Origin of the sequence: Bullifex porci (genome assembly GCF_009695635.1) — a bacterium.
Taxonomy (GTDB): domain Bacteria; phylum Spirochaetota; class Spirochaetia; order Sphaerochaetales; family Sphaerochaetaceae; genus Bullifex; species Bullifex porci.
Map to the genome: position 1 here is coordinate 65753 of NZ_VUNN01000006.1, position 25171 is coordinate 90923.

Annotated in this window: 29 protein-coding genes; 18 read left to right on the forward strand and 11 right to left on the reverse strand. The window is 35.2% G+C overall.

Annotated elements, in window-relative coordinates; all coding sequences use genetic code 11:
• Nucleotide 1 precedes the first annotated feature (1 nt).
• Complete coding sequence (gene htpG / locus FYJ80_RS04805) at nt 2-1876, forward strand: molecular chaperone HtpG (RefSeq protein ID WP_154425065.1); 1875 nt, start codon at nt 2-4, stop codon at nt 1874-1876.
• Nucleotides 1877-1942: 66 nt separating this feature from the next.
• Nucleotides 1943-2764, forward strand: coding sequence for a mechanosensitive ion channel family protein (locus FYJ80_RS04810; RefSeq protein ID WP_154425066.1), 822 nt, complete (start codon nt 1943-1945; stop codon nt 2762-2764).
• Here FYJ80_RS04810 and FYJ80_RS04815 read toward each other — a convergent pair.
• Nucleotides 2755-3363 carry an SAM-dependent methyltransferase gene (locus FYJ80_RS04815; protein WP_154425067.1) on the reverse strand — a complete coding sequence of 203 codons (609 nt, stop codon included), beginning with the start codon at nt 3361-3363 and terminating at the stop codon, nt 2755-2757. The two genes, FYJ80_RS04810 and FYJ80_RS04815, sit on opposite strands and share 10 nt — an antisense overlap.
• Before the next feature lie 403 nt (nt 3364-3766).
• On the opposite strand from FYJ80_RS04815, the gene FYJ80_RS04820 reads away from it, so the two are divergent.
• Together FYJ80_RS04820 and FYJ80_RS04825 are read left to right on the forward strand one after the other, a co-directional pair.
• Entirely contained in the window at nt 3767-4390 is a 624-nt protein-coding gene (locus FYJ80_RS04820) for a rhomboid family intramembrane serine protease (RefSeq protein ID WP_154425068.1), read from the forward strand.
• 195 nt (nt 4391-4585) lie between these two features.
• Entirely contained in the window at nt 4586-6154 is a 1569-nt protein-coding gene (locus tag FYJ80_RS04825) for a SulP family inorganic anion transporter (protein ID WP_154425069.1), read from the forward strand.
• A gap of 31 nt (nt 6155-6185) precedes the next feature.
• Here FYJ80_RS04825 and FYJ80_RS04830 read toward each other — a convergent pair whose 3' ends face one another.
• Nucleotides 6186-7268 carry an adenosine deaminase gene (locus FYJ80_RS04830; protein ID WP_154425070.1) on the reverse strand — a complete coding sequence of 361 codons (1083 nt, stop codon included), beginning with the start codon at nt 7266-7268 and terminating at the stop codon, nt 6186-6188.
• Between the two features lie 192 nt (nt 7269-7460).
• Here FYJ80_RS04830 and FYJ80_RS04835 point away from each other — a divergent pair, with 192 nt between their 5' ends.
• From FYJ80_RS04835 to FYJ80_RS04850, 4 genes are all read left to right on the forward strand, one after another.
• Entirely contained in the window at nt 7461-7973 is a 513-nt protein-coding gene (locus tag FYJ80_RS04835) for an ankyrin repeat domain-containing protein (RefSeq protein WP_154425071.1), read from the forward strand.
• A 65-nt stretch (nt 7974-8038) separates the two neighbouring features.
• Nucleotides 8039-8836, forward strand: coding sequence for an SDR family NAD(P)-dependent oxidoreductase (locus FYJ80_RS04840; protein ID WP_154425072.1), 798 nt, complete (start codon nt 8039-8041; stop codon nt 8834-8836).
• Between the two features lie 59 nt (nt 8837-8895).
• Complete coding sequence (locus tag FYJ80_RS04845; RefSeq protein WP_206360967.1) at nt 8896-9612, forward strand: outer membrane beta-barrel protein; 717 nt, start codon at nt 8896-8898, stop codon at nt 9610-9612.
• Complete coding sequence (locus tag FYJ80_RS04850; RefSeq protein ID WP_154425074.1) at nt 9609-11264, forward strand: S41 family peptidase; 1656 nt, start codon at nt 9609-9611, stop codon at nt 11262-11264. The genes FYJ80_RS04845 and FYJ80_RS04850 overlap by 4 nt, the downstream gene beginning before the upstream one ends.
• A gap of 70 nt (nt 11265-11334) precedes the next feature.
• Here FYJ80_RS04850 and FYJ80_RS04855 read toward each other — a convergent pair whose 3' ends face one another.
• On the reverse strand, nt 11335-11985 hold the full coding sequence (locus FYJ80_RS04855) for a type 1 periplasmic-binding domain-containing protein (protein ID WP_154425075.1): 651 nt from the start codon (nt 11983-11985) through the stop codon (nt 11335-11337).
• Nucleotides 11986-12124: 139 nt separating this feature from the next.
• The gene (locus FYJ80_RS04860) at nt 12125-12445 is read right to left on the reverse strand and encodes an ABC transporter permease subunit (RefSeq protein WP_154425076.1); all 321 of its coding nucleotides are present in this window, start codon (nt 12443-12445) and stop codon (nt 12125-12127) included.
• A 329-nt stretch (nt 12446-12774) separates the two neighbouring features.
• On the opposite strand from FYJ80_RS04860, the gene FYJ80_RS04865 reads away from it, so the two are divergent.
• Together FYJ80_RS04865 and FYJ80_RS04870 are read left to right on the forward strand one after the other, a co-directional pair.
• Nucleotides 12775-13029, forward strand: coding sequence for a hypothetical protein (locus FYJ80_RS04865; RefSeq protein ID WP_154425077.1), 255 nt, complete (start codon nt 12775-12777; stop codon nt 13027-13029).
• A gap of 95 nt (nt 13030-13124) precedes the next feature.
• Nucleotides 13125-14288: an N-acetylglucosamine-6-phosphate deacetylase gene (locus FYJ80_RS04870; protein ID WP_206360968.1), complete on the forward strand. Its 1164-nt coding sequence runs from the start codon at nt 13125-13127 to the stop codon at nt 14286-14288.
• 51 nt (nt 14289-14339) lie between these two features.
• On the opposite strand, the gene FYJ80_RS04875 is transcribed toward FYJ80_RS04870, so the two are convergent.
• Both FYJ80_RS04875 and FYJ80_RS04880 read right to left on the reverse strand, forming a co-directional pair.
• Nucleotides 14340-14687: a hypothetical protein gene (locus FYJ80_RS04875; RefSeq protein ID WP_154425079.1), complete on the reverse strand. Its 348-nt coding sequence runs from the start codon at nt 14685-14687 to the stop codon at nt 14340-14342.
• A 151-nt stretch (nt 14688-14838) separates the two neighbouring features.
• Nucleotides 14839-16596, reverse strand: coding sequence for a proline--tRNA ligase (locus tag FYJ80_RS04880; RefSeq protein WP_154425080.1), 1758 nt, complete (start codon nt 16594-16596; stop codon nt 14839-14841).
• A 125-nt stretch (nt 16597-16721) separates the two neighbouring features.
• Between FYJ80_RS04880 and FYJ80_RS04885 the strand changes: the two genes are divergently transcribed.
• The 4 genes from FYJ80_RS04885 to FYJ80_RS04900 all read left to right on the forward strand — a co-directional run bounded on the left by FYJ80_RS04885 (nt 16722) and on the right by FYJ80_RS04900 (nt 19503).
• Complete coding sequence (locus tag FYJ80_RS04885) at nt 16722-17342, forward strand: class II aldolase/adducin family protein (protein WP_154425081.1); 621 nt, start codon at nt 16722-16724, stop codon at nt 17340-17342.
• 1 nt (nt 17343) lies between these two features.
• The gene (locus tag FYJ80_RS04890) at nt 17344-17790 is read left to right on the forward strand and encodes a methylated-DNA--[protein]-cysteine S-methyltransferase (RefSeq protein WP_154425082.1); all 447 of its coding nucleotides are present in this window, start codon (nt 17344-17346) and stop codon (nt 17788-17790) included.
• Between the two features lie 54 nt (nt 17791-17844).
• Nucleotides 17845-18711 carry a helix-turn-helix transcriptional regulator gene (locus FYJ80_RS04895; protein ID WP_154425083.1) on the forward strand — a complete coding sequence of 289 codons (867 nt, stop codon included), beginning with the start codon at nt 17845-17847 and terminating at the stop codon, nt 18709-18711.
• Between the two features lie 72 nt (nt 18712-18783).
• Entirely contained in the window at nt 18784-19503 is a 720-nt protein-coding gene (locus FYJ80_RS04900) for a DUF6062 family protein (RefSeq protein ID WP_154425084.1), read from the forward strand.
• Here FYJ80_RS04900 and FYJ80_RS04905 read toward each other — a convergent pair.
• Nucleotides 19500-20027, reverse strand: coding sequence for a hypothetical protein (locus tag FYJ80_RS04905; RefSeq protein WP_154425085.1), 528 nt, complete (start codon nt 20025-20027; stop codon nt 19500-19502). The two genes, FYJ80_RS04900 and FYJ80_RS04905, sit on opposite strands and share 4 nt — an antisense overlap.
• Nucleotides 20012-20392, reverse strand: a complete 381-nt coding sequence (locus tag FYJ80_RS04910; RefSeq protein ID WP_154425086.1) for an OsmC family protein — start codon at nt 20390-20392, stop codon at nt 20012-20014. Before FYJ80_RS04910 ends, FYJ80_RS04905 begins: the two co-directional genes overlap by 16 nt.
• Nucleotides 20393-20474: 82 nt before the next feature.
• Here FYJ80_RS04910 and ilvA point away from each other — a divergent pair, with 82 nt between their 5' ends.
• Genes ilvA through FYJ80_RS04925 form a run of 3 tightly spaced genes read left to right on the forward strand, consistent with a single transcriptional unit; the run spans nt 20475 to nt 23043 of the window.
• Nucleotides 20475-21674 (forward strand): threonine ammonia-lyase, encoded by a 1200-nt coding sequence (gene ilvA, locus FYJ80_RS04915; RefSeq protein WP_154425087.1) that lies wholly within the window; start codon nt 20475-20477, stop codon nt 21672-21674.
• On the forward strand, nt 21671-22477 hold the full coding sequence (locus FYJ80_RS04920) for an HAD family hydrolase (protein WP_154425088.1): 807 nt from the start codon (nt 21671-21673) through the stop codon (nt 22475-22477). The genes ilvA and FYJ80_RS04920 overlap by 4 nt, the downstream gene beginning before the upstream one ends.
• Nucleotides 22474-23043 carry a TetR/AcrR family transcriptional regulator gene (locus FYJ80_RS04925; protein WP_154425089.1) on the forward strand — a complete coding sequence of 190 codons (570 nt, stop codon included), beginning with the start codon at nt 22474-22476 and terminating at the stop codon, nt 23041-23043. The genes FYJ80_RS04920 and FYJ80_RS04925 overlap by 4 nt, the downstream gene beginning before the upstream one ends.
• A gap of 9 nt (nt 23044-23052) precedes the next feature.
• Here the strand turns inward: FYJ80_RS04925 and FYJ80_RS12050 are convergent, their stop codons facing one another.
• Genes FYJ80_RS12050 through FYJ80_RS04940 form a run of 3 tightly spaced genes read right to left on the reverse strand, consistent with a single transcriptional unit; the run spans nt 23053 to nt 24882 of the window.
• Complete coding sequence (locus tag FYJ80_RS12050; protein ID WP_154425090.1) at nt 23053-23634, reverse strand: J domain-containing protein; 582 nt, start codon at nt 23632-23634, stop codon at nt 23053-23055.
• Nucleotides 23631-24443 carry a DUF5685 family protein gene (locus FYJ80_RS04935; RefSeq protein WP_154425091.1) on the reverse strand — a complete coding sequence of 271 codons (813 nt, stop codon included), beginning with the start codon at nt 24441-24443 and terminating at the stop codon, nt 23631-23633. Before FYJ80_RS04935 ends, FYJ80_RS12050 begins: the two co-directional genes overlap by 4 nt.
• Nucleotide 24444: 1 nt before the next feature.
• Nucleotides 24445-24882, reverse strand: coding sequence for a hypothetical protein (locus tag FYJ80_RS04940; RefSeq protein WP_154425092.1), 438 nt, complete (start codon nt 24880-24882; stop codon nt 24445-24447).
• Nucleotides 24883-24957: 75 nt separating this feature from the next.
• On the opposite strand from FYJ80_RS04940, the gene FYJ80_RS04945 reads away from it, so the two are divergent.
• Complete coding sequence (locus FYJ80_RS04945; RefSeq protein WP_154425093.1) at nt 24958-25167, forward strand: zinc ribbon domain-containing protein; 210 nt, start codon at nt 24958-24960, stop codon at nt 25165-25167.
• Nucleotides 25168-25171: the final 4 nt, after the last annotated feature.

The window sequence follows — 25171 nt, forward strand, 5'->3', positions numbered from 1 at the left end:
AATGTCAAAAAAACAATTTAAAACTGAGGTGAGTGACCTTTTAAATCTTATTATTCACTCACTCTATTCTAACAAAGAAATCTTTTTAAGGGAGCTTATTAGCAATTCATCAGATGCAATTGATAAGCTTAAGTATCTTTCTCTAGTCGATGGTCCACTTAAGGGCTTTAGCTTTGATCCATGTATCAATATCACATTTGATAGCAACGCAAAGACACTTACTATTAGTGATAATGGTATCGGTATGGATGAAAAGGATTTAAATGATAACCTTGGTACCATTGCATCATCTGGCACAAAGAAATTCCTTGCAACTCTAACTGAGGAAGCTAAGAAGGATTCAAATTTAATTGGTCAATTTGGTGTTGGCTTCTATTCTGCATTTATGGTTGCTTCTTCTGTTGAGGTTATCAGTAAGAAGGCTGGTAGCAATGAAGCCTTCAGATGGTATAGCGAGGGTAAGAGCTCTTATTCTATCGATCCTGCTGAAAGAGCAGAGCAGGGCTCTACTATTATCCTACACCTTAATGAAGAGGGCGAAGAATATGCAAATCGCTATCGTCTAGATAGCTTAATAAAGAAGTACTCTGACCACGTTGCTTACCCAATCTACCTTGAGTATGACCAGGAGAGCTATACAGAGGAAAAGGATAGTGAGGGAAACCCAATAAAGAAGAGTGAGCATAAGAGAGAGCAGGTAAATAGTGCTTCTGCTCTTTGGACTAGAAATAAGTCCTCTATTAAGGATGAGGAGTATAAGGAGTTCTATAAGAACAACTACTTCGACCAGGAGGATCCTTTATTCTATTTACATACTCATGCAGAGGGTGCTACCGAGTATACAACTCTTTTCTATATCCCAGCTAAGGCTCCATTTGATATGAACTATGCTGATTACAGAAGTGGTGTAAAGCTCTATGTTAAGCGCGTTTATATTACAGATGATGATAAGCAGCTACTCCCAACATATCTAAGATTTGTTCGCGGTGTTATTGATTCTGAGGATCTTCCACTTAATGTATCACGTGAAATCCTACAGGAAAATAAGATCATGAGTGCTATCAGAAATGGTTCTGTAAAGAAGCTATTATCTGAGTTTAAGAAGATTAGCGAAAATAATCCTGAGCTCTATGATAAATTTATTAAAGAGTATAACAGACCATTGAAGGAGGGCTTATACTCAGATTATGCAAATAGAGATAGCTTATTAGAGCTTGTTAGATATAAGTCTGACTCTGTTGATGGATTTACTTCATTTAAAGCCTATAAGGAGAGAATGAAGGAAGGTCAGAAGGCTATTTACTACATCACAGGTGGAAAAGAGAATATCCTAAGAAACTCTCCTTTACTTGCTGCCTATAAGAAGAAGGGCTATGAGGTTCTTATCATGGATGATGATATCGATGAAATCGTTATCTCTATGGTAGGAGAATATAAGGAGCTCCCATTAAAGGCAATAAATAAGTCTGGCGCTCTTGATGATGTTAAGGAAGAGAAGAGCGAAGAGGAGAAGAAGAGCAGTGAGAGTATTGTAAAGCGCTTTAAAGATTTACTTGGTGATAGCGTTAAGGATGTTATCGCTTCAAGTCGCTTAGTTGATACTCCTGCAGTAATTGTTATGGATGAAAATGATCCATCCTGGCAGATGCAGAAGCTAATGAAGCAGATGGGTAATGTAGATGATATGCCTGAAGTAAAGCCTATCTTTGAAATTAATACAGAGAGTAAGCTCGTAAAGCAGGTTGAGACTCTAAGTGATGACGAGGCTAAGATGCTTGCAAATGTCCTCCTTGATAGTGCTTATCTTGCAGAGGGTATAATGGTTAAGGATCCTGCAGCCTATACAAAGAACGTTGCATCCTTGCTTGCTAAATAAGTATTTATTTCGTATAAAGATTTAGAGAGGAGAAATCCTCTCTAATTTTGTGTTTGGAGAAAAGCAATGGAAAATGAAATGGAAGTGCTCTATACAGCAATTTCCTGGATGGAGAGGATTGGAATACAATTAATCTGTTCAATTGCTACTATAATAATAGCTAAGATTTTGCTTCGCGTAATTAAGAAGGTACTTACAAAGGTAGAGCAGAAATATGAGAAATTTACTCCTCTCATGCTTGGCTTTCTCATTAAGCTTATACAGGTTCTAATATGGATCTTAGCTATTTTAGTTGTACTTGGATTCTGGGGAATTAACTTAACTCCTGTTATCGCTGGTCTTGGTGTTACTGGTGTAGTTTTAGGATTTGCACTTCAGGAATCAATTAGCTCAATCTTTAGTGGAATGATGCTCGCTATTAACCAGCCATTCGGAATAGGTGATTACGTTGATATTGGTTCAACAAGTGGAACTGTTAAAGCAATGGATATTATGTCTGTTACTCTTCGTACTCCAGATAATAAAAAGATTACAATGAGTAATAAAATCGTATGGTCACAGGTTATAGTAAATTACTCAGATTTAGATAAACGAAGACTCGATATGACTGCAGGTGTTGCCTACGGTACAAATTTAGATAGCGCAAAGAGCGTTATTAAGAGTGTCCTTGATAGCTATCCTGAGGTACTTAAGGATCCTGAGCCAGTAATTGAGGTTTCAAATCTTGCTGATTCTGAGGTTACATTTATTGTACGCCCTTGGGTTAAGCCAAGTGATTATTGGAATGTAAATTGGAGATTCCAAAAGGATATCTATAATGCCTTTGAAAAAGCTGGTATAGAAATTCCTTATAATAAGCTCGATGTTAATGTAACAACTCAAGCTTGAGCTTTTTTATCAAGTCCAATTAGATAGATTTCAAAGCTATCATCTCTGCAGGCCTTCGGTTTGAAGGCCTTTGCTTTTGTAAAGATAGTTCTCATCGTCTTTAATACGCTTTCTTGGCCACCACCCTGGAAAATCTTGATAACAAGATTACCATGCTCCTTTAGCTGCTCGGTTGCAAGAAATACTACCTGCTCAGCAAGCCACTCGGAACGAGTAGTATCGACAGTTCTATTTCCAGTAGTCATTGGTGCTGCATCTGAGATTATGCAATCATATGGTCCATTTTCAACAAGCTTAGCTCTAATTTCCTTTGAAAATGCATCTCCAACAAATGCAGTAACAGTTGGAGGAACTGGGTCAAGGCGCAGTGGGTTAAGATCAACTGCGATGATTTTTCCTTTTCCCTTTATGAGCTCTCTATGTGTAAATAGAGTCCAAGAGCCAGGAGCGGCACCTACATCTAGGACACTATCACCTGGTTTAATTAAATGATGAGTTTGGTTAATCTCCTCAAGCTTATAAACGCTTCTTGCTGGATAACCCTCTCTATGTGCTCTTTGTGTATATGAATCAGCTTTATCTCTTCTGCTTGTTGCCATATTAAAATGCTATATCAAAACAAAAAAAAGTGCTAGACGGAATTGTGGGGGTGGGAGAGGACCGTCTAGCACTTGGTTTTCAAAACTACTACAAAGGAGGTCTGAAAAACTGTTGCTCTATGTAAATTATTATGCAGAAAGCATGCCAACTCAAACAAAATACTTAAAACTAAATAAAAATAAGCGCCTAGAAGACCTGGACGCTTATTAATCACACTAAAAAGGAGGTTTGAAAAAACTGTTTGCTCTGTAAATTAGTATGCAATAAGTGTGCCAACTCGAAAAATGGGGTAAAATGCCTTGTTTTGTACCTTTTTTGCACACTTTTAACTGTTACTTTTTTTCACACTGTGAAAAAATATCTGATTGACGATGTGTAATATTTACATAATCCTTAATTGATATGAGAAATAGTATAATAAACAGAAAATTTAGTTATTCAGATTCAAATGCTACAACGATTCTTGTAGTAATTAATTTTATCATCTTTGCACTTACTTACTTTTTATTTCCACGCTTAAAGCTATATTTGGGAATGGTTCCATCTCTTGTCTATTATAAGCACTATTATTGGCAATTCTTTACCTACATGTTTACTCATGCAAATATTACTCATCTCATATTTAATATGCTCTCACTATATATATTTGGGCGTGCAGTTGAGCATAGAGTAGGGACTAAGGAATTCTTGCTGTATTATCTTTTAGTAGGGACCCTATCTGGTATAGCAAGCTATTTTATTTATTATCTTACAGGTACTAACGTAGTCTTAGTAGGGGCCTCAGGTGCAATATATGGGTTACTAATACTTTTTGCAGCTCTATACCCATATGCAACAATTTATATTTTCGGACTCATTCCTGTAAGAGCACCGCTTTTAATAGTAATTTATTTCTTTATTTCTCTATTTGGTGGTTTCACACTAAGTAGTACTGCACACTTTACACATTTATTTGGATTAATCTTTGGATTTTTATATATGCTAATTAGACTTAAGATGAATCCATTAAAAATATGGAGTAGATAATAATTATCTCTATCTTTTTTTTAAACTTTGAGAGTTAAATTCTTTAGCTGGTAGCTTTATCTGCAATCTATAAAACCCCTCCTGTTAGATTATTATCCAACATTTGGGGTTTTGCTTATTCTTTAGAGTGGTTTTTTATTGTTTTTTAGTATAGAACAAAAGTAAGTAAACCATTATAGTTTGGTGGGTTTTAATATGCAGATCAATAATTACTTTACAATCCTTAAGAAAGAGTTTTCAGGTTATAATGCTTCTGCTTTCATGAAGGATGCTTTAGCTGGTATCACATGTACTGCTGTTGCACTTCCTTTAGCTTTAGCATTTGGTGTTTCATCTGGAGCTGATGCAGCCTCCGGACTTATTTGTGCAATCATAGCAGGTCTTGTTATTGGTGGGCTTTCTGGTGCTTCCTACCAGATCTCAGGTCCTACAGGTGCTATGGCTGCAATTTTACTATCCTTAAGTGCGACCTATGGCTTACAGGGCGTATTTGCTGCGGGCTTTCTATCTGGCCTACTTCTTTTATTATTTGCGTTATTTAAGGTGGGTAAGCTTGTTAGCTTTATCCCAAAACCAGTTATAACAGGCTTTACATCTGGTATTGCAATTATCATTGCTCTTGGACAGGTTGATAATGCTTTTGGTACAGTTTCACAGGGAAGTAGTGCAATTATTAAGCTTGGAAGCTACTTTACACTTGGATTTCATCCTGTATTAAGTGCAGTATTTTATACAGTACTTTGTGCACTTATCATGATTCTTTGGCCAAAGAAGTTTAATAAGGTTTTCCCATCATCACTTCTTGCAATTATTGTTGCATTAATTGTTCAGTTAATTTTTAATCTTGATGTTGCAACTGTTGGTGCTATCCCAAGAACATTACTTCCTGAAGAAAGATTGATGTTCTCATCATTAAATCCAGGATATTTAGTTCAGTTTATTTCACCAGCTTTATCAATTGCTCTCTTAGGTATGATCGAATCTCTCCTTTGTGGTGCTTCAGGTGGAAAGATGAAGGGTGAGAAGATCGATGCAACTCAAGAGCTATATGCTCAAGGTATTGGTAATGCTTTAATTCCATTCTTCGGTGGTATTCCAGCTACTGCAGCTATTGCAAGAACAAGTGTTGCTATTAAGAGTGGTGGTGTGACAAGAATGGTTTCAATTGTTCACTCAATTGGACTTTTATTATCAATGTTCTTACTCTCTCCATTCATGGCTAAGATTCCTCTTGCTGCACTATCAGGAGTATTGATGGTTACAGCTTGGAGAATGAATGAGTGGGAAACTATTCATGTAATTTTTTCTAAAAAGCTAAAGACAAGTATAGCTCAGTTCTTAGTAACTATGATCGCAACTGTTGTATTTGACCTGACAACTGCAATTTTAATTGGTGTTGGACTTTCAATGCTATTATTTGTTCTTAGAGCTAGCTCAGATTTAACAATTGAGGTTGAAAAGGCAACAAATGATACCTGTGCATTATTTATCAATGGAATGCTCTTCTTCGGTAACCAGGATAAGATTACAAATGTTGTAAATAAGCTAACCTCAGAGGGGTATAGAAAGTTTGTCTTCTCCTTACGAGGAGTATCACAAATAGATCATAGTGGAGCTGAGGAGCTTGGAAGTATTCTGGAGGAGTTTAAGTCTCGTGGTATGAGAGTTGCTCTTTGTGGCTTACAACCAGAGGTTGAAAAAATGCTAGAGAGAGTTGGTGTTGAATATAAGGAATATAAATCACCAAATCATAAAGAGTTTTAGTAATAAGTAAGAGGGCAGTGATGCCCTCTTATTAATCTATCGAATATTCCTTTCTTAGCTCTGCATATTGCTTTTTAATTACATCATATATTATTGCTATCTTCGCATTGTGATGTATGAATGCTGATTTCATAGCATTAATTGTAATTTTTTCTATATCACGTAGAGTTAAGTTATATTTCTCTGCTGCAATAGTAAATTCCTTAGTTAAATTAGTATCACTCATAAGTCTATTATCGGAGCAAAGAAATACTCTAAAATTATTCTTATAGAATATTGCAAATGGATGCTTTTCATAGCTTTCTACAGCACCTGTTCCAACATTACTTGTTAAGCACATTTCCATTGGCATTCTTCTATCAAGAATAAATTGTGATAGTGAGCCAAGCTTGAGTATGCTACTGCCTTCAATGTGCATATCCTCTACAAGTCTCACCCCATGACCAATTCTATGGGCACCACAGATTTGGATAGCTTGCCAAATTGATTCAACTCCAAAGGCTTCACCAGCATGAATTGTAATATTGAAGTTTTTATTTCTAATATATTGGAAGGCTTCTAAATGCTTCTTTGGTGGATGACCATATTCATCACCTGCAATATCAAAGGCAACGACTCCTCTATCTGAAAAGGCCACTGCTAGCTCTGCTATTTCTAAGGTTCTTGCAGGAGACTCATTTCGCATTGCACAAAGAATAAGTCCATACTGTAATCCTGTAGCAGCTTTACCTCTATCAAGACCTGCTAATACTGCATTTACTACCTCTTCAAGATTTAAGCCCCTTTGGGTATGTAAATCAGGTGCAAATCTTAGCTCTGCATATACTACATTTTCCTTTGCTAAGTCCTCTATTGCTTCAAAAGCTACTCTTTCAAGATTTTCTTTAGTTTGCATTACTTGAATTGTGTATTGGAAGGTCTCAAGGTATAGAGCTAAGGATTTTTGCATACACCCTCTAATGAACCAGTTTTTTAATTCAACTGGGTCATGAGAAGGGAGAGGAAGATTATCCTTCTCTGAGAGCTCAATGATAGTTTCTATTCTTAGTCCACCATCAAGGTGGTCGTGGAGTTCTACTTTAGGAACTCTTTTAATCATGTCCTTTGTTATCATGAGATAAGTATAGTTGATGGATAAGAAATTGACAAATCAAATAAAGGGGGTTAGTTTTTTTTATAATATCTGTTTTGTAATTATCAGTAATATCAAGGATTAATAACATTAAAATTCGTTATTTTCATATAAAATAGTATTTACCTTTTCTTTTATAAATACTAGTTTATTGGTAAGGAGAAAAAATTACAAATGGCAAAATCAACTGATTCATTAAACAAGAAGCTTCTTCAGGCTGCAATCACAGCTACAAAGGCTAGCGATGTAAAGAAACTTGTTGAAGCAGGTGCTGATATCAATGTCCACAATGAATGGGGTCTCACACCAGTAATGCTTGCAGCTCAGTACAACCACTGTGTAGCAGTTCTTAAGGCACTTGTAGAGCTTGGTGGTGATATCCACGAGGCAGAACCAAAGTATCGCTCAAATGCACTTCATCTTGCAGCTAATAATTCTGATAACCCAAAGGTAATCGAAGCTCTTCTCGCTGCTGGTGCTAACATCGATGCAAGAAACTATCTTGGTGAAACAGCTTTAATCATGGCTGTTAACAACAACAGTGAAACAAAGATTGCAACTCAGCTCATTAAGAGTGGCGCAGATATCAATGTTTGCGACTACCAGGGTCACTCAGTTCTTGATTATGCTAAGGCTGTTAAGAAGACCTATTTAATCAACCTTTTAAAGAGCAATGGTGCAAAGTAAGCTTTAAATCTCTTTAAATTTGAGGGGCATGGATATTCCATGCCTTTTGTTTTATATTCACATCTATGAAGAGTGCAGTAATTACTGGAGCATTAAGTGGCCTTGCACAGGCTGTTATCAAGAATCTATTAGAGGATGGATACACAGTCTTTGAAGGCGATATAGCAATAAAAGAGGAAGAAATAAGGGAAAATGAATATTTATTCCCTCTCGATTTAACTAATGATGATAGTATCCTGAAATTCTATAAAAGGGTAACCTCTTATATCGATAAGGTTGATGTAATTACTAACTTTGCTGGTATTGTAATACTTGGGTCTTTTGTAGAGCTACCTTTTACAACAATTGATAAAATAATGAGTATTAACTTTACTTCAACCTTTAAGCTTAATAATTTATTCTTTGAAAATATTAAAGCAGCAAAGGGTAGAATTATTAATATCTCTAGTGAGTATGCTCGTATTACTGCAATACCTATCCACGGCTATTATCCACTTTCAAAGCATGCAGTTGATAACTATAACGACTCATTAAGACGTGAAATGCAGCTTCATGGTATCAAGGTAATTGGAATAAGACCAGGTGCATTTAAAACTAATATGCAGGGCGGAATTAACTCTGCCTTTGATACTCTCTTAGCAAGTACGAAGTACTATAAGAGGTTCTTAACTAGAATCAAGTTTTTAATGACTGGAGAGCTTAAGAATGCTAAGGATCCTGATATATTAGCAAGAGTATATATGAAAGCCTTACATAGTAAGCATCCAAAGTATTATTATAATGTAAAAAACAGCTTAAAGATGAAGCTATTAACAATACTGCCAGCCCACCTTCAGGATTTTATTTTTAAACTTTTCTTTTAATTCCTTTTGTTTTTCCTTCCTATTTCCTTTATTATCAAAGAAGTAATGGAAGTGAAATGATGAAGAAATTATCATTATTAATTATTTTAATTGGTATTTTAATTTTGGGAGTCTCTGCTAGAGATGCAAATAAGTTTTATGTGGGCCTTACTGGAGGTTATACCTATGATGTTATTAGAACCGATACTGGATATAGAACAGATATTTCATATAAAGGTTCTCATGGCTTTGATGTAGGAATCCCTTTTGGTTATCAAATAACCGATTATTTTGGCCTATCAAGTGGAATAACCTATATTCAAAAGAATTATAGAATTGAGCACTATTACCCAAGTTATACAATAGCTACTCCTTTTGAGTTTCAAAATTTAACTAACCATTATATAGAGCTTCCTTTAACACTAGATTTTACTTTATCAAATGATATTTACTCATTTACTGCTTCAGCTGGTGGTTATATCGGTTACTGGGTTGCATCACAAAAAAGTGGTGCTTCATATGGATCCTCTAGTAACTGGGCTGGAACTGAAGGCTTAATTAACTACTACTCTGGAACATATAAATTTACTCAAGCTGATAATCGATTTGAAGCAGGTTTACTATTTAGATTAGGCTTTGAGGTAGAACTTAATCCAGTAATTCTATTCTTGCGTGGTACATACTCTTTAGGCTTAACAGATATGAGAAGAAAGCAAGCTATAAATTATTCTCCTTTAATTAATGATACTATTGCTGCAGAAGTTGGTATGCTTTGGGGATTTGGAGAAGAAAAATGAAAAAGTTTAAATTATTTTTAATAGCTATTTTAATTTTATTATTAGCTTCCTGTGATATGCCATCTCCTAAGAATCCAAATGATTATTTAAATACCTCAGGAGTTTCAACTTGGGAAGAACTATTTAAAGGATATTGGTCTGGCTTAAGTGATAGCTATGTCTTTTGGAACTTAGATGATAAAAATGGAGAGTGGAATGATATTTATTATGAATATCTTCCAAAATTTAAAGCTTTAGGAAAGATTAACCCTAACGATATGGAGGAGGGTATATTACTTCTAAGTGATATAACAAAAGACCTTTCTGATAACCATTATTATTTTGAAATAGTAGATTCAAGTAAAGCAAATGGAAAGTATATTTTCTCTCCATCAAAATATAAAATAATTAAAGAGAATAATCCTAATTTATCATCAGATGAGATTATCAAATTAATGTATGAAGGAGGAGATTTCTCAAGCTATTACCCTGAAGATTTACTTAATGAAAAGGCTCAAACTATTCTTAATAATACCTTTAAACTACCGCTTGTTGTTTCTACCCCTGACCCTAGTAATTATCCTAACATAAAGTTTATAGAAGCAAATGAGAAAATAGTAAATCCTAAAATTCAAAGCAGAATTGAATATAATGGACAAGCTGTTCTTTACTCAAATAAATATCCAAATGGTTCTTATATTGAGAATAATCAAGTAAAGAGTGTTAATTCTCTAGAGATTTTTGAAACATATTTCGCAAATGGAACTGCAGGACCATATTATCCTCTTTCTGATTTAAATCTTGATAGCAAAAATACTGATTTTATAAATAGTATTTTTGAAACTTGGACTCTTTGTCTTGGAACTTCTTATCAAGAATATTTAGAAGCTGAAAATACAAATCCTATTACTTATAAGAAAAAGCACTCTGCTTCTATAAATTTATATTCTCTTGCTGGAATTACTAAAAATAATGTTAGCAGTGTAAATAATAATTATGAAGGTAATACTGTTTATTTCTTATTATCTGGTTTTAAATTAGTAGAATTTATTAGTTCAAGTGAAGATGAGATTTCTCTGTACTTAGGTGATTTCCATGATTTAAAGATGGATGAGAGCGCTAAAGGATTAATTATTGATTTAAGAGGAAATGGTGGTGGAGCTAACATCGATAGACAGCTTTTATTTGGAGATTTATTTTCATCTCCTTTTAAATTTGGATATCAAATTAATAAGATAGGTATTGGAAGACAAGAGTATTCATTGCCATCTCCTGTTTATATTTATCCTGAACCTTCTTTATATCACAATCAGTATTCTTCCTTAGCTAGTAAGCCAGTTGCTGTTATTACCAATATTATGACTGTATCAAATGGTGAAGTAACAACAAATATGGTTAAAGCATTAGAAAAAGGAAAACAGATTGGAGGAAAGACCTTAGGAGGACAAGGAACTCTTGCCTATGATTCTTTAGTAGCGAATGCTGGACAATTTAGTGTAGGTAAGTATATTACAACTGTTTACACTCCTTTTGCTCAAATATTAGATGCTAATGGTGTTTCTCATGAGGGAGTAGGATGTATCCCTGATATCCCAGTTGAGTTTGATAAAGCACAATTTGATCTTGGGCATGATTTGCGTCTTGCTGCTGCCTTTGATTACATTAATCAATAAAAAGAGATAAAAAAGACTTGCCTTCTTCTAATTTAGAAAGCAAGTCTCTTGAAGTAATTATCTCTGAAGCTTATCGGCTTTTAAGAGCTGCATCCATCCAGTCACAGGTTGGCATATAGCTACTATCTGTATAAGCAGCTGTAGCTACATCGGAAAGATTAGCTAATGTAATATTTGGTTTGGACATAACCTCTTCCTGTCGTACTAAAATAGATGGAATCTCCATCCACATTCCAGGGCTTTCATAGTAGCTGGAGGCTTTCTTAATATCTTCATATTGCTCTGCCATTTCTAATGCTAGTACGCGACATGCAAACTCTCCGTTAAGCATCCAGTTGGTTGTTGCACAGGCTTTCCAGTTCTTTCCTTCTGCCATGAATCTGATATCATCATCACAGATATCCACCGATACCATTGGAATATCGCTATCAGTCTCTTTTAGTGCTTGATATACGCCTTGAGCATAGGCATCATAACTGCACCAAATAGCATCTATTTCACCATCGTTATATTTTTCAAGTATCCTCTTTGTTACATCCTTCATAGAAGATACTGGCTCTAGGTGATCATCTGGTCCAATTTGCTCAAGAGTTCTAATCTTTCCCACTGATTCATAAAGCTTATAACCGATCTGTCGACGGTCAAAAGCAATAATATAGTTCTCTTCCTGTACCTGCAGAATATTTACAGGCTCCTTGTTTTCTACCTTTTTAGGATACATAGAAAGAATCTCTTCTACTAAGATTGCTGCAAGTCCTGAATCCCCCTGGAACAGCTGAACTACACCATCAATTGTTCTTGTATTTCCATTTGTATCCTTGAAGGAAGTATCAAAGGTTGCAATTTTTAGATTTGGGTATTTATTTAGGACTCATATGAAGTGAAAATGCTACAACAGCCACTATCGATGCAGAAACATCGCTTCCTGCAAAGACTACATAGTACATTAGCATTAGAAGTAGTAGGACAGGACTTCCCCTTATTATAGCTATATAAAATGCTGCAAGTCGGGAGAGTGGTTTAAACCTACTTTTTCTCATCGTACAGACTAACAATCCTAAAAGTGTCCCAAGAGCAACAGATAGTATGGAGATTTGTAATGTTACACCTAGTCCTTTTAATATAGTCTTGTAGGAAGCTCCTGCAATGAGTGTTTTGTATATAATTTCCTTTAAACTCACTTAAGCTTCCTTCCCTTTTCGTGCTCAAGATTCTTTCTAAAGCTATGCCTCGATTGCAACATTTCTAGGTGTTGCATTACGACGACTTGTAAGACCCACAGATATTAATGAAAGTGAATAATTCCACTGAATTTACTTCAGTTTTTGTGTAGGCTTTTGAAAGTATCGAGAAATTATATCAGTGTTTTATTTATAAAAAATGTTAATTGCAAATTTGGTATTTGTTTTTGCAGAATTGGTTTGTATAGCTTTAACACTTAGAGAAGCTTAAGAAATATAAGAGAGTAAAGTAATTTACAACATGTGCAATAACTCCAGCTGGAGACATCTTGCAAGAAGAAAAATATCCAACAACAGTAGAAGGTGAAGATCATGTATGTGAAGCTGTACAGAATTATGCAGAAAATTATGCTAGAAAGCGTGCAGATGAATCTTTTAATAATGGTAAAACTGAGGGAAGTGTAAATTCTTTAGCTTCTCTTATTATTAGTGGTAATATCCCACTAGACTTAGCAATTAAAAGTTCAGGTTTATCAAGAGATGAATTCTTTTCTACCGCTTCACGTTTAGGATTCAATCTCTAAAATGAACAAAAAGGAATAATTGGGTATCTGTTACTCCTTTTGTATTCTTCTTAATCTATTAGTCTTAAAAAAACAAAATGTGTTATTATTTTTATATGGATAAATATTCAATCATTAATGCAAAAATAGTTTTAAAAGATACGATTGTAGAAAACTCTTCTTTATTAGTAATCGATGGAATAATTATGGATATAGGAGGAGAGGCACAAGGAGAGGTAATTGATGCTAATGGAATGTACCTTGCTCCTGGTTTTATCGATATGCATATTCATGGAGCTGGAGGTTATGGCTCTGATTTAAATATCACTCAAGAAAACCTTGCGTCCATGGTTTCCTTTTTAGAAAGTAAAGGTATTACGACTTTTAATTTAGCTACATGTTGCTCATTATCAATGTTAGAGAAGATGAAAACTTATCTTGAAGCTTCATCATATCTAGCAGAGCATGTTGCAGGTGTATATTTTGAAGGACCTTTTATTAATCCAGAGAAGAAAGGTGGTCTTCCAATTGATAGTATTTCAAAGCCAAATATTTCTTATCTTAATGAGATATTATCTTATAAAGTAGATGGTAAACCAATAGTACGAGTAATGACTGTTGCACCCGAGCTTGAAGGTGCTGATGAAATAATAAAAATACTAAACCAAAATAAAGTAAGAGTTGCTTTTGGACACTCTATGACAGATTATACAACTGCATCTAATTATTCAGGTGTCCATATAACACATCTATATAATGCTCAAAGAGGATTAGATCATAAAAAGCCAGGCATTGCGCTTTATCCTTTTGTTGATAAAGAAGCAACATATGAACTAATTTGTGATGGTGTTCATGTGGATTTAGATTTAGTTGATTTTACTTTATCAACTATTAAGCCTAATAGACATTGCTTAATTTCTGATGGAATGAGTTTTTGCGGGCTCGGTGCGGGAAAAGGAAAATATCTTGGAAAAGATATTTATAGTGATGGAAAAGCATGCTATTACAGTGATAATAATGTACTTATTGGTTCTGCTTGTTTAATAACTGAAACTGGAAAAAATCTTGTTAAAAGAAGTGTATTAACTATACCAGAATTATTTGTATCATCAAGCTTAAATCCAGCAAAAGTACTTGGATTAAGTGATAGAGGTCAGATTAAAAAAGGTTTACGAGCTGATTTAATCCTTCTTGATGATGAGCTTAATGTTCAAAGAGTATTTAAAGCTTATAATCCTGGCCTTAAAATGCTCTCTGAATGTTCGAGATGTTGTAACTAAAAATCTTCCCTATGAAATTATATAGGGAAGATATCAATATATTATAAATAATTACTTTAACTCTAATATTGAAATGCTAACATTGGTTGCTTTGTTAGATGGATCTATAACACCATTAGTAATAATTCTTCCAACTATTCCTGAAACTAAGTGTGTTTCAATCGAATTATAATTTTTATAATTATTTTCATTATTGATTAGTAAAGTAATGTTATCAGCTGTATTATTTTTTATGTAATTAACTGTATTGGAGGCACCAACTATCCCACCAAAGTCTCTATATGCTGTAATTTTTTCTATTGAGTGTTTCCCTTCATAAACAAAATAACCCGCAATACCACCTGCTTTATCACCATTGTCCCATTTTACAGTAAATTCTTTTTCATAATATTCCCCCATAATTAAGAAATATTATACCTTGAATATAATATCGATTATCGAATATAGCAGATTTTTAAATTCAGTGTGGGAATAAAAATATTAGAAGTTTTGATAATCAATTCTTAGGTAAGAAAAGGGACCAAGCATTTGCTCAGTCCCATTAATTTTATTAGTTTAATTCTTTTTCAACGATATTATCATCGATTTCTTTTTGAAGCTTAGCAATTGTTTGCTTTACTTCATCAACTAAGTCAGAGAGTAGGAATGAAGTTGTCTCATCGGTCTCTCTAATCTTAACCTCAACCTTTCCTTCCTTGAGAGAGCGGTTACCAATAGTAATTCTTATTGGAATACCAATGATATCTGCATCAGCAAACTTAACACCCGCAGATTCCTTTCTATCATCATAAAGAACATCAATACCTGCGTCCTGAAGCTCCTTATATAGGTCCTCACCAATTTGAGTATCCTTAACAAGTGAAATTAAGTGTACTTGGTATGGTGCAACAGAAACAGGGAGCTTAAGACCCTTGTCATCGTTATACTCTTCAGCAAGACAAGCAAGGAGTCTGCCAACACCAATACCATATGAGCCCATGATAACAGGCTTCTTAGAACCATCCTCTGCTGTGTAGAAGCAATTCATTGCGGCAGAGTATCTTGTACCAAGCTGGAAGATGTTACCAATTTCAACACCCTTACTAGCGGTGAGCTTTTCACCACAATCAGGACAGATATATCCGTCACGAGCAGATGCAATATCTGCAATAATTCCATCGTAATCACGACCATAGTTTGTGTTGAGATAGTGGTAGCCAGCTTCATTTGCTCCAGCAACTAAGTTATTTGAATATGCAACAGAGTCATCAATGATTGTAATCATATCGCCTTTAGCTCCAATAGGAGAGCCAAAGCCTGGAACAATTCCACATGCTGTAATTTCTTCCTCATGTGCTGGACGAATTGAGTTAGCTTTAGCTGCATTAGAAAGCTTACTCTCCTCAACATCCATATCGCCTCTGATGATAGCAACGATAAGCTTATCCTTTTCTTCACCAGTTTTATCGTTGATAAAGGTTCCTACCATAAATACTGCTTTAGCTGTTTGTCTAGCTTCAATATTTAATAGGGCAGTTAAATCATCAATAGTCTTTGCACCTGGAGTTACAATCTTCTCAAGAGGCTTTTCCTCCTCCTTGAAGTACTCCTTCTTAAAGGATGCAACCTGTCTATTAGCTGTATATCCACAGTGCTTACATGTGATGATAGTATCCTCACCAATAGGAGAGAGGTACATATATTCATGAGATACCTTACCACCCATCATACCTGAATCGGCACCAACTGCAATTGCAGGAAGACCACAACGGGAGAAGATTCTGAAGTAAGCCTTATAGTGATCTCTATAAACCTTATCTAGACCCTCCTGGTCCTTATCAAAGGAGTAGGAGTCCTTCATTGTAAACTCTCTTACTCTGATTAATCCTGCTCTTGGACGTGGATCATCACGCCACTTTGTCTGGATTTGATAAACCAATAGAGGAAGGCGTTTGTATGAATCAATTTCTGTTCTAGCAAGATCTGTTACTGCCTCTTCATGTGTCATAGCAAGTACCATATCTCTACCTGCACGATCCTCGAAGCGACTCATCTCTTTATCGATTGAGTAGTATCTACCAGTTTCCTTCCAAATATCTGCTGTATTAACAACTGGCATTAAAATTTCTTGAGCACCAATTTTATCCATTTCCTCACGGATAATATTCTCAATCTTTGTTGTAGCCTTAAAGCCGAGTGGTAAGAGTGAGAAAATACCTGCACCCAATTGACGTATATAACCTGCTCTTAGTAGGTATTCATAGCCTTTGCAATCAGCACCATTTGGAGCTTCTCTCAAAGTCCTTGAAAACATATTAGACATTCTCATAGTAATGATATCTCCTGCGTTTGAAACTCATTCTACATCAAAGGATAATTCGTTTCTACACCTCTTTTGTTCCAAATGCTTAATCGAGGTTCTTTTACAAATTGTTTTATGATATTATCTAAGCTATGGAATTTAAAGAAGAAAGAGCTCTTGTTGCTTCTACAATGGGTAGACTCTATAAAAGAGGACTAACCACAGCAACTGGTGGAAATGTATCAATGCGTAGTGGGGATTATATGTTTATTACCCCATCTGGAAAGGATAAGGATTCACTTACCTTTGAGGATATAGCTATCTTAAATGTAAAAACAGGTGAGCAGATTATAACAAGCTATAAGCTAAGTATCGAAAGTGAGATGCACCGAGAGATATATTTAAAGACAGATGTATGTGCTGTTGTACACTCTCATCCAACCTTTGCATCACTATTTTCAGCGCTCGATGAGAAGATTGATACTCATATAATTGCAGAGACCTACTATCTTTTAAATGAGGTTGTAAAGGTTCCATATGAGTTAATGGGTACAAAGGCTCTAGCTGATAAGGTAAGTGATTATGCAAAAAGTAGCTGTGCTTTACTCCTTGAAAACCATGGAGCATTAACAATAGGTAAAACCTTACTATCTGCGTTTGATAGAATGGAAGTATTAGAGCAAAGTGCAAAGCTAACATATCTAGCAAGAGGCTTTGCAAAGACAAATGATATCTCAGGTGATAATCTAACTGCAATTGCTTTAATGCGTTAATATGACTACTTCTATTTCAACTATTGTAGGAGAATTATTTATCTCTGGGGATGAAAGCTTTATTACAGAAGTAACACTAGAGAAAAAGGAATTAACAGGAAGTAATCCTTTACTAGATAGTGCTAAGAGTCAATTAAGTGAGTACTTTGATGGGACGAGGAAGGTGTTCGACCTTCCTCTAGATTTATCGAAATTAACTAGCTTTCAGAAAAAGGTATTACAGTGCTGTGCAAAAATTCCATATGGAGAGACCTTAACCTATAAGGATATTGCTTTATTAATTGGTAATCCAAGGGCATCACGTGCTGTTGGAAATGCACTTCATAATAATCCTATTATGATAATAATCCCTTGCCACAGAGTATTAGCAAAGCATAGTGATGGTGGCTTTGCTTTTGGCTTAGAGGTTAAGAGTAAATTATTAAAGCTAGAAAGTGGGCAAAAATAGTCGAGTTTATTTTTTATTATAAAAAGTATTCTTTTTCTCGTAAGGAGGAACAGGATGGATAGAGAAGTTGATGCGGTTCAGAGGATGCAGGATTACATTAAGAATCATATCTCTGAGGATATTACTCTTCTTAAGCTATCTGAGGTTGCTTGCTACTCACCTTGGTACTCATACAGAATATTTGTGAAGCATACAAATATGACTGTATCGAAGTATATTAGATCTCTTCGTTTAAGTAATGCAGCTGTAAAACTACGCGATGAGGATTTAAGTGTAACTGAGGTATCCATGGACCTTGGCTTTGGCTGTGTAGATGGCTTTCAGAGAGCATTTAGAAATGAGTTTAATATCAACCCAAAGGCATATTCTGTTAATCCTATTCCAATACCCTTATTCATTCCATATGGAGTGAAATATCGAAATAGAAAGGAGAAAAAAGACGTAATGGAAAGTAAAAACGTTTTTATTTCACTTGTTGAAAAGCCAGAGAGAAGAATTCTTGTTAAGAGAGGAATTAAAGCAGAAGAGTATTTCTCTTATTGTGAAGAGGTAGGCTGTGACGTTTGGGGTATATTAAAGAGTATAGATAAGGAGCCTGTTTGCTTATATCTAACAGATAAATATATTCCTAAGGGAACATCTAAATATGTTCAGGGTGCTGAGGTACCAATGGAATATAGAGGTCATATCCCTCAGGGCTTTGAGCTAATGACTCTACCTAAAACAACATATTTAATGTTCCAGGGTGAGCCTTTTGAGGAGGAAGACTATGAGGAGGCTATAATGAGCTTAAAGTCTGCAATAGCAAAGTATGATCCATCTCCGCTTGGTTATGCTTTTGATGATTCAGAGCCTAGTATTCAATTAGAACCTATTGGTTCAAGAGGCTATATCGAACTAAAAGCAGTGAGAAGAAAATAAATTTAGAGCACTCAGAGATGAGTGCTTATTATTTTTCCAAAACCAGCTATTTCTCTGATATTATTCTTAATTATGAAAGAAGTATTAGAAACAATCCCTGTATGGGATGCTTTAAAAGAGGATACAGAGTGTCCAATTTGTTCATTAATGAAAAAGGGCGAGGAGGATGCCTTAAAATACTATCTTGGTCCTGCTGTAATGGTTCCTGAGATTAGAGTAGAGATAAATAAAAAGGGGTACTGCAATAAGCATTGGCAGATGCTCTCTGATTTAAATAAGGCCCAGCCTCTTGCTCTATCCTTAGATACCTACTACGAGGAAAGTAAAAAGGTTTATAAGGAAAAATTTGCACAAATAGGTAAAAGTAATAATGCAAGAAAGGCTTTAAAGCTCTTTTCCGCATTCGAGGAGGAGGTTGGAAAAAGAGAGGAGGGGTGTCTTGTATGTGATTACATGAAAAAACGATTAGATCGATATACAGCAACCTTTGCTGTTTTATTTAAGGAAGATCGTGATTTTAAAGATTCTCTTTCAAAAAGTAAGGGCTTTTGTATCCACCATACTCTAGATTTAGTACATAGTGCTAAGGCAGAGCTTTCTGGCTCTGAGCTCTTAGAGTACCTTCAGCTTTTAGCTAAGCTCCTTGATGATAACCTAGATAGAGTTCAAAAGGATGTTTGGTGGATGACTCAAAAATATAAAAGCGAGAATAAGGATAAGCCTTGGAATGGCTGTGAGGATGCCTTTAAGAGGGGTGTTGATAAGCTCACAGGTAAAGGAATACTAAGCTAATTATTCTTCTTTCTTCGCTTATTTGGAATTAATAAAAGCTGGTCATCAGGAGTAGAATCTTCCATTCTCTTTAGTAGTGATTCACTATAATCATGCTTTGATAGGTGGAGGTAATCTGTAAAGGAAGCTGCAAACCTATATACTAATGAATATTCTCTTTCTCTTAAAAGAGATATTGCAATTGTAAATGCTCCAGTTTCCTCATGAAGCTTTGATGCCTCATTCTTCTTTTGTGTACTTAGATAATCCTCCTCAATAAAGATAGCCATAATAGGTGATAAATCCTTTTCTCGGATTATTATTTCTGGAATTGAGGAGCTATTTTTTATTAAAGGAAGATTAATATCTATTAAATATCTATTTGAAGTAATTTTATCGAGCTCACTAGCAAGACGGTGAGAGAAGGCTACCTTAGCCTTTTTTACTTCAAACAGATATGAATAGTTTTCATATGTACTTTGGATAGCGGTTCGAAAAGAATCGAAGAGCGATATCTCTAGCTTTCTATTTATTCTTCCTGACAAACAATTAACTCCATTTTGCTCACCTTTGCTATCGTCTGATAGATAGAGCAATAATTACTTGTTTCAATACATGCATTCTTAAAAGCTTCAAAGGATGAAGGATTTTTTACACAAATTGTCATCCTTGTTCTTTCAAGCGTAGTTGGGGTTTCAGCTCTCTTTTCACCCTCTACATGTATATTGCAGTAATCGTATGTAACACTACCCTTTAAAACGTCTGTAAGTGTTGAATAGTAACAGCCAGAAAGGGCTCCTAATAAATATTCGTATGGGCCTGTTGTTGAATCAAAGTAATTTGTAATGCCTTCCTTTGATTTAAAGGACCTAGATTTATCATCAAAATGTGCAAAAATTTCTCTACTCATGTATTAATAATAACTCTTTATTGTCCATTTTGTCATTCCATCATGTGTTGATTTTTAGACACCATTGGACTATTGTTTATCCATGTTATCACTTGATTTATTATACCAAGCAGCATTTGCTCTTAAGGATGTTGCTAGAAATACAGATTTAATTCGTGCACCTCGTATGTTCCCAAATGACGAGGTTTATCTCAAAACTGAAAATCTTCAGCTTACAGGTTCCTTTAAGCTAAGAGGAGCATACAACAAAATTGCTCGTCTCTCTGAGGAGGAGAGAGCTAAGGGTGTTGTTGCATGCTCAGCTGGAAACCACTCTCAGGGAGTAGCCTTAGCAGCTCAAAGAGCAGGGCTATCTGCTGTTATCTGCATTCCAGAGGGTGCTCCAATTTCAAAGGTAGAAGCAACTAGAAGCTATGGTGCAGAGGTTGTATTAGTTCCTGGAGTTTATGATGATGCATATGAACGTGCGTTAAAGATTGCAAATGAAACTGGAAGAACTCTAATTCATCCATTCGATGACGATGATGTAATAGCTGGACAGGGTACAATTGGTCTTGAAATTCTAAACCAATTAAGTAGCGTTGATGCTGTAATTGTTCCAGTTGGTGGTGGCGGGCTAATTAGTGGTATTGCCTTTGCAATTAAATCACTTAAGCCTAGCTGTAAGGTTTATGGCGTTCAAGCTGCAGGAGCACCTTCAATGGTAGAGGCTCTAAAGAAGGGAAAAAGAGAAGCATTAAGTAATGCTGCCTCCCTTGCAGATGGAATTGCAGTAAAGATGCCAGGTGAGAAGACCTTTGAATATTGCAGAAAATATGTAGATGAAATCGTTACAGTAACAGATGATGAAATTGCATCTGCTATTCTTACTTTGATGGAGCAGCAAAAGCTAGTTAGTGAAGGAGCAGGTGCAACCCCTGTTGCAGCACTTTTAGCTGGTAAGATTGATATCAAAGGTAAGAAGACCGTTTGCTTAATTAGTGGTGGTAACATCGATGTAACAATTCTTTCTCGTGTTATTACACGTGGTCTCATGATGCAGTCACGTCTTGTCGAGCTTGAAATTGAAGTATTTGATAGACCTAAGCAGCTCTCTCAGGTTTCTCAGCTTGTTGCTGACTTAGGTGCAAATGTATTTAACGTAGAGCATGATAGAAAGACAGATAGTATTGACCTTAAGCACTGTATCCTTCGTCTTGGTCTTGAGACTAGAGATAGAGCTCATATTGATGAGGTTGTAACAGCTATTCGTGAGCATGGTTGGAGATGTAAAGAACTGTGAGCAAATATCTCTTCTTTGATGTAGATGGTACTCTTCTTCCTTTTGGACAAAATGCTACAGAAAGTACCCGCTTAGCACTAAAAAAGGCCCATGAAAGGGGACATAGACTTTTCCTTAGTACAGGTAGAAGCCCAGTGGAGCTTGACCCTAGACTAAATGAATTTCCCTTTGATGGAGGTGTTTTCGCAGGTGGCTCTATTTCAATTGTTAATGGAGAAAGAATCTATGAAAGATTCTTCTCCACTAGCCAGGTTGAGCAGGTATTAGCTTTAGCAGAGAAAGAGGATTGGCATTTATTGATGCAAACAGATACCGGTACCTTTCTTACCAAGGAGGCTCAGGATGTTCTTTATGGGATGTTCCTGCGCTACAACGGAAGATTGCTTGTAATAGAAAATATCTTTACTGTAGAAAAGCTAGAGGTTTTAACAAATGTAACTAAGATGATTTTTATTACAAAAAAGCATGATGTTAAAAGGGTAAGAGAGGCTCTTAGAGGGAGCTTTGATATTATTGATAATACTATGGGTGTCCCACTTGATGATTGTGCTGAAATAGTGCTACCAGGTATTAATAAAGCTACAGGTATGATGGCAATATTAAAGCATTGCAATGTACCAATTGAAGCTTCAATGGCTTTTGGAGATGGAGCTAACGACATAGAGATTGTTCGTGATAGTGGAATTGGTGTCGCTATGGGTAATGGTAGCGACGATATTAAGAAGGTTGCCAAGTATATTACCGGAGATGTAGATAAAAGTGGTATATATGATGCTCTTAAGCATTTTGGAGTAATAGATTGAGAAGTGAATATAGATCATCGATAAGATCAAAGACATTGATTAGAAATGCTCTTTTATCATTAATGGCAGAAAAGCCATTTGATAAAATTACTATAACAGATGTAGTAAATCGTGCTGATATAAATAGAGGTACCTTCTATGCTCACTATGGTAGTACCTTAGAGGTATTACAGAAGATACAAAGTGATGCAACTAATGAGCTAAGAACTATTTTTGAGTCAATGGATTATAAAAACTTCTTTAACGATAGTGAGAAAACTCTCAAAAGAATCTCTGAATTCTTAAGTAAGGATTTTGAATATTACAAAATGCTAATTATGATAGATGGTGGAAAGAGCTTTGTTGCTTCTTGGAAGGATAACCTTGTAAATTTCTTTTCAGGAATATCCTTCCTTAATAGCCAAGGCGGTGAAAATAATGAGAAATACACCGCTATTAACTTTGTAATAAATGGAGTTGCTGATGCCTATCTTGATATTTTACTTGGAAAGTCAAAGCTAACTCTAGAGGAAGCTCCAACAGCACTCTCTACAATTGTTAAGAGAGTTATGACTCCATATTTATAATAAAGTCATTTAGCAACAGAAGAAGCAGCAAAAACGCATCATTATTAATGATAGACAGAAGGAGCCTAAACCTCCTGTATATACGTTTCCATAGCTTCTATTAGTTTGCTGATATGTGCTTCGTCCAGTCTCAAGATAATTCAATAAATTGCTATATTCACTATTTCCTGGATCTAAGGAACAAGCCTTTCTAGCATTTAAAGTTGCTTCTGTAGCATTTCCTAAATTAGCATGGCATATCGCACTAAGGTAGTACCACTTTGCAGTTCTTTCCTTAATATCGATTTGAGAAAGCGCGTTAAGAGCCTCTTTAAAGCGATGATATCTAATATAATTCTGAGCTGCTTGATAGACGAGAGGTTCATCTGAGGAGTTGTTATTATTTGATGCGGCTTCAAAAGGATTATAGCTATTCTTTTTATTCATAACTTCATCATATGCAGCATTAATCTCCTGCATCATTTTTTCTGCCTCAGGGGAATTTCCTGTAACATCTGGGTGATATTGTTTTGCAAGCTTCTTATAAGCTTTCTTTATTTCTTCTTCGCTTGCATTAGGACTTACGCCTAAAACGCTATATGGATCTCTCATCTAGTAAGTACCTCAAACCTGCTCCATACACCACTGTATATGATATTTCTAAGTATCGAAAGATTATCATCGAGAGGTAATCTTTCCAAGCTTGATGCTGCTTGTGACAAAGGTAATTCAAGTAAATCTTTAACTGTCTCATTAAAGTTCTCTTTCTTTGAAAGCTTCTTTAAAGGGTTAAAGCTACCATTTTTAATATCCTTCTTTAAATCATCAAAGGCATCCATGATATAGATAAAGCTTCCAAGAGATTTACCTATAGAGGTTAGTTGCTTATAAAATATATCTTCTTTAGGTGCAAAGATTTCCTTAATCATTTCACCTGATAGAGTTGATAATGTTACAATATTATCCTCATCTATCTTTTCTAGGGCTACTATCTTTTGTAGATTCTCTGATAAGCAATTATATTGTCTTTGGTATTTTTCTTTTAGCTGTGAGATGTAGCTTTCTAGCTTTAAAAGCTTTTGCTCATCCTTAGCCTTATCGTTGTCAAGTAAATCATCCTTTAAGGAAAAATAAGAAAGTAGAATTTGCATATCGCTAACATAGCTTGTTAGCTCATTAGTTGTGTATTTATGCTTTCCAAGTGGATGTACAGCACAGCGCTTTTCCGCTGTTATATCCTTTGTGTTATAAAGGTCTGAAAGTAAAAGGTATAAAAATGTCATATCATAAGACAAAAGAGAAATACCTTTTTTCCCATAGCTCTTTTCAAGACCTGTACATAGTCCACAGTAGTATGCTTTATATCTTTCGAGCTCCGGCTTAGTAAGCTCCTTTCTATTAATTACTACATATCCAAACATATCACGTCTTTCCTATAAATTTTTCTCCGCACTTTGGACATGTAATACGAATTTTACCCTTTCCCTTTGGAACAAAGCATGAAGCTTTACACTTAGGACAATAGAACATTTCGTGAGTTTTAAGCTTTTCCTTTAAAGCCTTTTTCTTTGCTTTGGCAGCTTCTCTTTCACTCTTTTTCTGCGAATTTGAGTTAAATAACGATTTAAACTTATAGTTCTCTTGATATCTTTTGCTCTTATCCTTTGAAAATACTCTATAAATACTTAGTACTAAAAAAGCAACACCAAGAGCTGTTAACACTACTTCAACATATGGATAGGAAAAGGCTCCTGCTCCTACAATACAAATAAGTCCTAATACAGATAGAAAGAGAGAAAGCTCATCAGAGCCTGCTCTATCTTTAAATAGGTCTTGTATAAACTTTTGAAATTTATCCATACGTTTAAATATGTTAGATTATATGGACCTAGTCAATAAAAGTATTATAATAATCTTTGTGGAGTTTTAATATAGATGGAAAAAAGACAATATGTTTGCCCAAAATGTGGGTGCACACACTATGTAACAGATACAATCCAGACAACTGGTGGTAATTTTTCTAAGCTATTTGATGTTCAAAATAAGAAATTTGTAGCAGTATCGTGTACAAACTGTGGATATACAGAGTTTTATAGAAAGAGTAATAATGCTGCTCTTGATATCTTAGATTTCTTTATGAATTGAGGTT